Source organism: Oleiphilus sp. HI0123, assembly GCF_001635315.1.
This window is the reverse complement of record NZ_LWGE01000295.1, coordinates 1-6,169: the sequence shown is the minus strand read 5'-3', so window position 1 is coordinate 6,169 and position 6,169 is coordinate 1. Positions and strand designations below refer to the sequence as shown.

Sequence of the window (6,169 nt, the reverse complement as noted above, 5' to 3'; positions counted from 1 at the left end):
GCATAAACTACATAGTGTTTGTGAAGAGGCTTCTTGCCCGAATTTGGGAGAGTGCTTCGGCGGCGGCACCGCTACCTTCATGATAATGGGGGATATATGTACTCGACGATGTCCGTTTTGCGATGTTGCTCACGGTCGTCCCAAGCCACTTGCTGAAAACGAACCTCGTGAGTTAGCGATTGCAATTGCAGATATGGCTTTGCGTTATGTTGTGATTACCTCCGTAGATCGTGACGATTTGCGTGATGGTGGTGCTCAGCACTTTGCTGATTGTGTAAACGAAATCAGAGAACGTAGCAGCGATATTGAAATTGAGATATTAGTGCCAGACTTTCGTGGCCGTATGGAAGTTGCGCTCGATATCCTAAAGCAAACACCGCCAGATGTGTTCAACCATAACCTTGAAACAGTTCCTTCTCTTTATAAAAAGGTTCGTCCTGGTTCTGATTATCAATGGTCTTTGGATTTGCTCAAGTCTTATAAGGCTTTGGCTCCCAATGTACTAACCAAGTCGGGTTTGATGTTAGGAATTGGTGAAACGATTGAGGAGGTCGAGCAAGTGATGCGTGACCTTCGTGCGCATGATGTTGATATGTTAACCCTGGGGCAGTATTTGCAGCCGAGTAAAGATCACCTGGCTTTAGAGCGTTTTGTCACGCCACAAGAGTTTGATGATTTAGCGGTGCTTGCCAAAGAGCTTGGATTCAAACATGTTGCTAGTGGCCCAATGGTCCGCTCTTCTTATCATGCAGATAAACAAGCGAAGGGCGAATCTCTGCCAAAAGTGTAGCTTATGTCAAAGTCCAAGAAAGACTCTAATACTCAAAGTAATAAAACAGTTTCAGCTATCAAAACGGGTAGCTTTGAGCGTCGTTTGAGTCTGACTAAAGCAGGCTTACTGGCCGGTACGCGGATGGCTGGTCATATGACTACCTCTTTATTTTCCGGCAAAGAGGCTAGAGCTGAAAAGCGCAAAAAGGCACTTTCGGATCAAGCTCACTTTCTTGTTCGTGAGTTAGGAATGCTGAAGGGGAGTGTGGTTAAAATCGGGCAGGTCATGGCGCTTTATGGCGAACACTTTCTGCCACCTGAAGTTACCGAAGCTCTCCATACTCTTGAAGAAAATACTACTGCGCTGGAATGGCCTGTCATTCGAGGTGTTTTGTTCGAGCACCTTGGCGCAGCGAATATGGATAAGCTTGAAGTTGAAGAAGAGCCAATAGGCACAGCTTCGCTAGGACAGGTTCATCGTGCAAAAATAATCGAAACAGGTGAAGTCATTTGCTTGAAGGTTCAGTACCCGGGAGTTGCTCAGGCAATTGATGCCGATCTGGATGCTGTCGCACAAATACTTCGCTTGGCGAGGGTGGTTACTGCAGGACCAGCGTTTAACGATTGGTTGGAAGAGGTTAGAGTGATGATGCATCGGGAGGTAGATTACCACCTAGAAGCTGAAACGACAGCCCGCTTCTCTCAAATGCTTCAAGATGATCCTCGATTCATTGTTCCAAAAGTGTATTTTCAGTTCTCCTGCGAAAATGTTATGGCTACAAGCTACGAAGAGGGTGAAAATGTTTCTAGCGAGCGTGTTGCTGAGTTGTCTCAGGCGCGTCGTAATAATCTGGCTAAATCATCTTTGGCGCTGTTTCTGCAAGAGTTGTTCGTCTGGCACGAGATTCAAACTGATCCAAATTTCGGTAATTATCGAATACGAATTGGTGAAGAGAGTGGCAAAGATAGAATAGTGTTACTGGATTTTGGCGCTGTGCAAAAGTATCCACAGCAATTTATTAACCCTGTATGTCAAATGATTTCAGCTGCTTATGNAGCTGACCTGGAAGGTGTTATTCGTGGTGGGATTGCGTTAAAGTTTATGCAAGCAGACTGGCCGCGAAAAATCCTGGAAGAGTTTGCCGGGGTTTGTATTGCAGTGCTGGAGCCTTTAGCGAAAGACCAGTCTGCTGCGGGTTCTGAATCTTTTAATGAGCAGGGAGAGTATCGTTGGCGCGATAGTGATTTGCCTTCACGTATTGCCAAGCGAGCTGCTGTTTCGGCAATTAGTCGTTACTTTAAAATTCCGCCAAAAGAATTTGTGTTCCTGAATCGAAAGCTGGTAGGCGTCTATACCTTTATTTCGGTACTTAATGGTCAGTTTAAGGGGCAGGACCTATTGGCACCTTATGTTGNAGCCTTTAACGTCCGGTAGCCATTCTCCGTTTTCCTTTAAACATTTCAAGAAGCCCGCAACTTATCAAACAAATATCGCCAAGTTAGCTGAAATCCTTTAGAATGCGCGGTTTGGTTGCCACTTATTCCGAGTGCTCAATTTAGATATCAACCTTAGAGTAAAATAATCCAGTGAGTAGTCTTAAACATATTCGTAATTTCTCAATAATTGCCCATATTGACCACGGTAAGTCGACCTTGGCTGATCGTTTTATTCAGGATTGTGGCGGGCTGTCGTCCCGTGAGATGGAAGCTCAGGTACTCGATTCCATGGATATCGAGCGAGAACGTGGTATTACGATCAAGGCCCAGAGTGTCACACTCGATTATAAGGCAAAAGATGGCGAAACCTATCAGCTAAACTTCATCGATACTCCGGGGCACGTAGACTTTTCGTATGAAGTGTCACGTTCTCTCGCTGCCTGTGAGGGTGCGTTATTGGTTGTCGATGCTGGTCAGGGGGTCGAGGCTCAGTCGGTGGCAAATTGTTATACCTCCATCGAAATGGGCTTGGAGGTACTTCCTGTACTAAATAAAATGGATTTGCCACAGGCCGATCCTGAGCGAGTAACCCAAGAGATTGAGGATATTATCGGAATCGATGCGTCGGGAGCGGTTCCCTGTAGTGCTAAAAGTGGCATGGGAGTTGAAGATGTTCTTGAAGCTCTAATCGAAGTGGTTCCACCTCCAGAGGGTGATGTTGATGCTGACCTTCAGGCGCTTATTATTGATTCCTGGTTTGATAATTACTTGGGTGTTGTATCTCTCGTACGAGTTAAAGAAGGCACCTTGCGTAAAGGCGATAAAATCTTAATCAAGTCAACGGGCAAAACCCACCAAATTGATGCTGCGGGAGTGTTTACACCGAAGCGTCATGAGACCGGCATTCTTAGAGCAGGTGAAGTTGGTTTTGTTGTTGCGGGTATTAAAGACATTCATGGCGCGCCAGTTGGTGATACCATCACCCATGCTAAAACTCCTGAAGTAGAGCAGTTGCCAGGCTTTAAGAAAGTCCAGCCACAGGTCTATGCCGCTTTGTTTCCAGTTAGTTCTGATGACTATGAGTCGTTTCGCGATGCCTTGGAAAAACTCACCTTAAATGACGCTTCTTTACATTATGAACCTGAGACCTCCGATGCGCTTGGCTTCGGGTTCCGCTGTGGTTTCTTGGGTATGCTCCATATGGAGATTATCCAGGAGAGACTCGAACGAGAATATAACTTAGATTTATTGACCACTGCGCCAACAGTTATTTACGAACTAGTGATGCGTAATGGTGAGGTTATTAAAGTAGATAACCCGTCTCGTCTACCAGACCCCGGTGCAGTAGAGGAGATGAGAGAGCCAATCGTAGAGGCAAATATTCTCGTACCACAAGAGCATTTGGGGAATGTAATTAGTCTTTGTGTTGAGAAACGAGGCATTCAGAAGGATATGCAATTTCTGGGAGGGCAGGTCTCTCTCAAATATGATTTACCAATGAATGAAGTGGTACTCGACTTCTTTGACCGTATCAAATCAGTCAGTCGGGGCTTCGCGTCGCTAGATTATCACTTTGTACGGTTTGAAACGTCTAATTTGACCAAACTGGACGTTCTAATAAACGGTGACAAAGTTGACGCATTGGCGCTAATTATTCATAAAGATAATGCCCACTCAAAGGGACGTTTACTTACCGAGAAGATGAAGGAGCTAATTCCTCGTCAAATGTTTGATGTTGCTATTCAAGCCGCGATTGGTGGTCAAATTGTTGCTCGGCAAACTGTAAAAGCCTTACGTAAAAACGTAACAGCAAAATGCTACGGTGGTGACGTAAGTCGTAAGAAGAAGCTTCTACAGAAGCAGAAAGAAGGTAAAAAACGAATGAAGCAGGTTGGGAGTGTAGAGATCCCGCAAGAAGCTTTCATGGCAGTTTTGAAGATTGATAATTAATACATTGCTTTCGACGTCGTTGGCTTGAGCATCAAGTAGATAAGAGAAGAGTATGGATATAGATTTTCCCCTGATATTGGTTGTACTGACTTTCGCGACGGGTTTGATATACCTTGCCGATGCAATACTCTGGAAACCAAAAAGAGATGCGGCTAAAGATAATTCATCTAGTGCAGCTAGCGAAGAAGAAATTTCTGAAGGCCCTTGGTTAGTAGAAGTTTCTAGGTCTTTTTTTCCGGTACTGGCAATCGTTTTAGTTTTGCGTTCCTTTCTTGTTGAGCCTTTCCAAATTCCTTCTGGTTCAATGTTACCAAGCCTGGAAGTTGGCGACTTTATTCTGGTAAATAAGTATGCCTATGGTTTTCGCCTTCCCGTGGTGGGAACTAAAGTCATTGAAATGGATGATCCGCAGCGCGGTGATGTAATGGTCTTTAAATACCCTAAAGATGGAAAGACCAATTATATTAAGCGAGTTATCGGTGTCCCTGGTGACAAAATTGAATATAAAGACAAGCAGTTATGGATCAACGGTGAGCTTGTCGAAGAGAAACTGTTAGCGAATTTACCTGGGCGCAAACTGTTTGAAGAGACTTTAGGCTCGGTTAAGCATAAGCTGTATGAGCATAAAGCGCAGCTAAATAGAGGTGCTGAAGGTTACTGGGAGATTCCTGAGGGCTCGTATTTTATGGTTGGAGATAACCGGGATAACAGTAATGATAGCCGCTTTTGGGGCGTTGTTCCTGACCACCTGGTTGTCGGAAAAGCCTTTGCGATATGGATGCATTGGCCAAAGTTCTTCTCCATACCTAGTTTTTCGCGTGTTGGTGCTATCGAATAAAGTTTAAGACTTTTGTTTAGCGAGTAGGCAATATCCGTATATTGAACAATACTATTATAAATGTCCTGCTTCTTGGCAGCGCAACGATTCAAATAGATTAACGATGAGGTTATACATGCGTACTGATTCTCGGCAAAAGGGTGCTTCGATGCCAGTGGTCCTGCTTTTTTTGGGTATGGCTGCGATTATTTTAACAATTGCTTTCAAGCTTTACCCCGCGTTTTATGAGCATTGGCAAATTGCATCTGTACTCGAATCTTATGATAAAGAAGTTGATTTAGAAGGGATGTCTGCTGGTGAGCTGGAAACAAACTTCCAAACCCGCTTGTTAACTAACAATGTCCGTACCTTTGATGTTAAGGAAGGCTTCTATGCTGAAGTTACAGATGAAAGTGTTTATATCTCGGTAGAGTATGAAGTTCGCATTCCGATTTATAGCAACATAGATGCAGTGGTCTCCTTCGAAGAGTCTATAGAGAAAAAGTTTTAGTTTAGAGTTATTTATCACCGTCTTTTTTGGAAAAGGCTTGAGCAAAGTTTGGAAAAATTAGTCCCTATGAAACAAAATCGCTTGAGTGCGCTTGAACGAAAAATTGGTTATGCGTTCAAAGATCAAAGCCTGCTAGATTTAGCGTTAACGCATCGTAGCTTTAAAGGTGCGAACAATGAACGCCTGGAGTATTTAGGGGATGCCATACTTAGCTTTGTTATTGCTGAATATCTGTTTCAACACTTCTCGTCTGCAAAAGAAGGTCAGCTAAGCCGTTTGCGCTCTTTGTTGGTAAAAGGGGTAACGCTGGCAGAGATTGGTAAAGAATTTAAGCTAGGCGACTATTTGAACTTAGGGGGCGGTGAGCTGAAGAGTGGTGGCTTTAGGCGGGAGTCGATTATTGCTGATGCTCTGGAAGCCGTCATTGGTGCTATCTATTTAGACAGCGATCATTCAACTTGCCGAGAAGTTGTTTTATCGTGGTATGAGCCGCGTTTCGCTAACTTGTCTTTAGATAATACCGAAAAAGACCCTAAAACCCGCCTACAAGAATATCTGCAATCTATAAAGAAAGACCTCCCGAAATATGAAGTTATTAAGGTCACAGGTGAAGCTCATGATCAGACTTTCTTTGTCGAGTGTGAGGTTGCATCAATGAGTATCAGAACAAATAGTGAAGGCCC

6 protein-coding genes are annotated in these 6,169 nt (G+C 44.0%); all 6 read left to right on the top strand.

The window, feature by feature from the left end:
• A partial coding sequence (gene lipA, locus A3761_RS02845; RefSeq protein ID WP_068749778.1) for a lipoyl synthase occupies positions 1 to 790 on the top strand: 790 nt, incomplete at its 5' end.
• Between the two features lie 3 nt (positions 791 to 793).
• Positions 794 to 2,206: an AarF/ABC1/UbiB kinase family protein gene (locus tag A3761_RS02840; protein WP_068749773.1), complete on the top strand. Its 1,413-nt coding sequence runs from the start codon at positions 794 to 796 to the stop codon at positions 2,204 to 2,206.
• A gap of 152 nt (positions 2,207 to 2,358) precedes the next feature.
• On the top strand, positions 2,359 to 4,158 hold the full coding sequence (gene lepA / locus A3761_RS02835) for a translation elongation factor 4 (protein ID WP_068507897.1): 1,800 nt from the start codon (positions 2,359 to 2,361) through the stop codon (positions 4,156 to 4,158).
• A 52-nt stretch (positions 4,159 to 4,210) separates the two neighbouring features.
• Complete coding sequence (gene lepB / locus A3761_RS02830; protein ID WP_068507894.1) at positions 4,211 to 4,996, top strand: signal peptidase I; 786 nt, start codon at positions 4,211 to 4,213, stop codon at positions 4,994 to 4,996.
• A gap of 115 nt (positions 4,997 to 5,111) precedes the next feature.
• Positions 5,112 to 5,486: a DUF4845 domain-containing protein gene (locus A3761_RS02825; RefSeq protein ID WP_068507892.1), complete on the top strand. Its 375-nt coding sequence runs from the start codon at positions 5,112 to 5,114 to the stop codon at positions 5,484 to 5,486.
• 66 nt (positions 5,487 to 5,552) lie between these two features.
• On the top strand, positions 5,553 to 6,169 hold a 617-nt coding region (gene rnc / locus A3761_RS02820; protein WP_068749772.1), incomplete at its 3' end, for a ribonuclease III.

Coding starts and splice junctions, on each gene's coding strand:
- lepB (WP_068507894.1), top strand. CDS start 4,211: ATGGATATAGATTTTCCCCTGATATTGGTTGTACTGACTTTCGCGACG.
- A3761_RS02825 (WP_068507892.1), top strand. CDS start 5,112: ATGCGTACTGATTCTCGGCAAAAGGGTGCTTCGATGCCAGTGGTCCTG.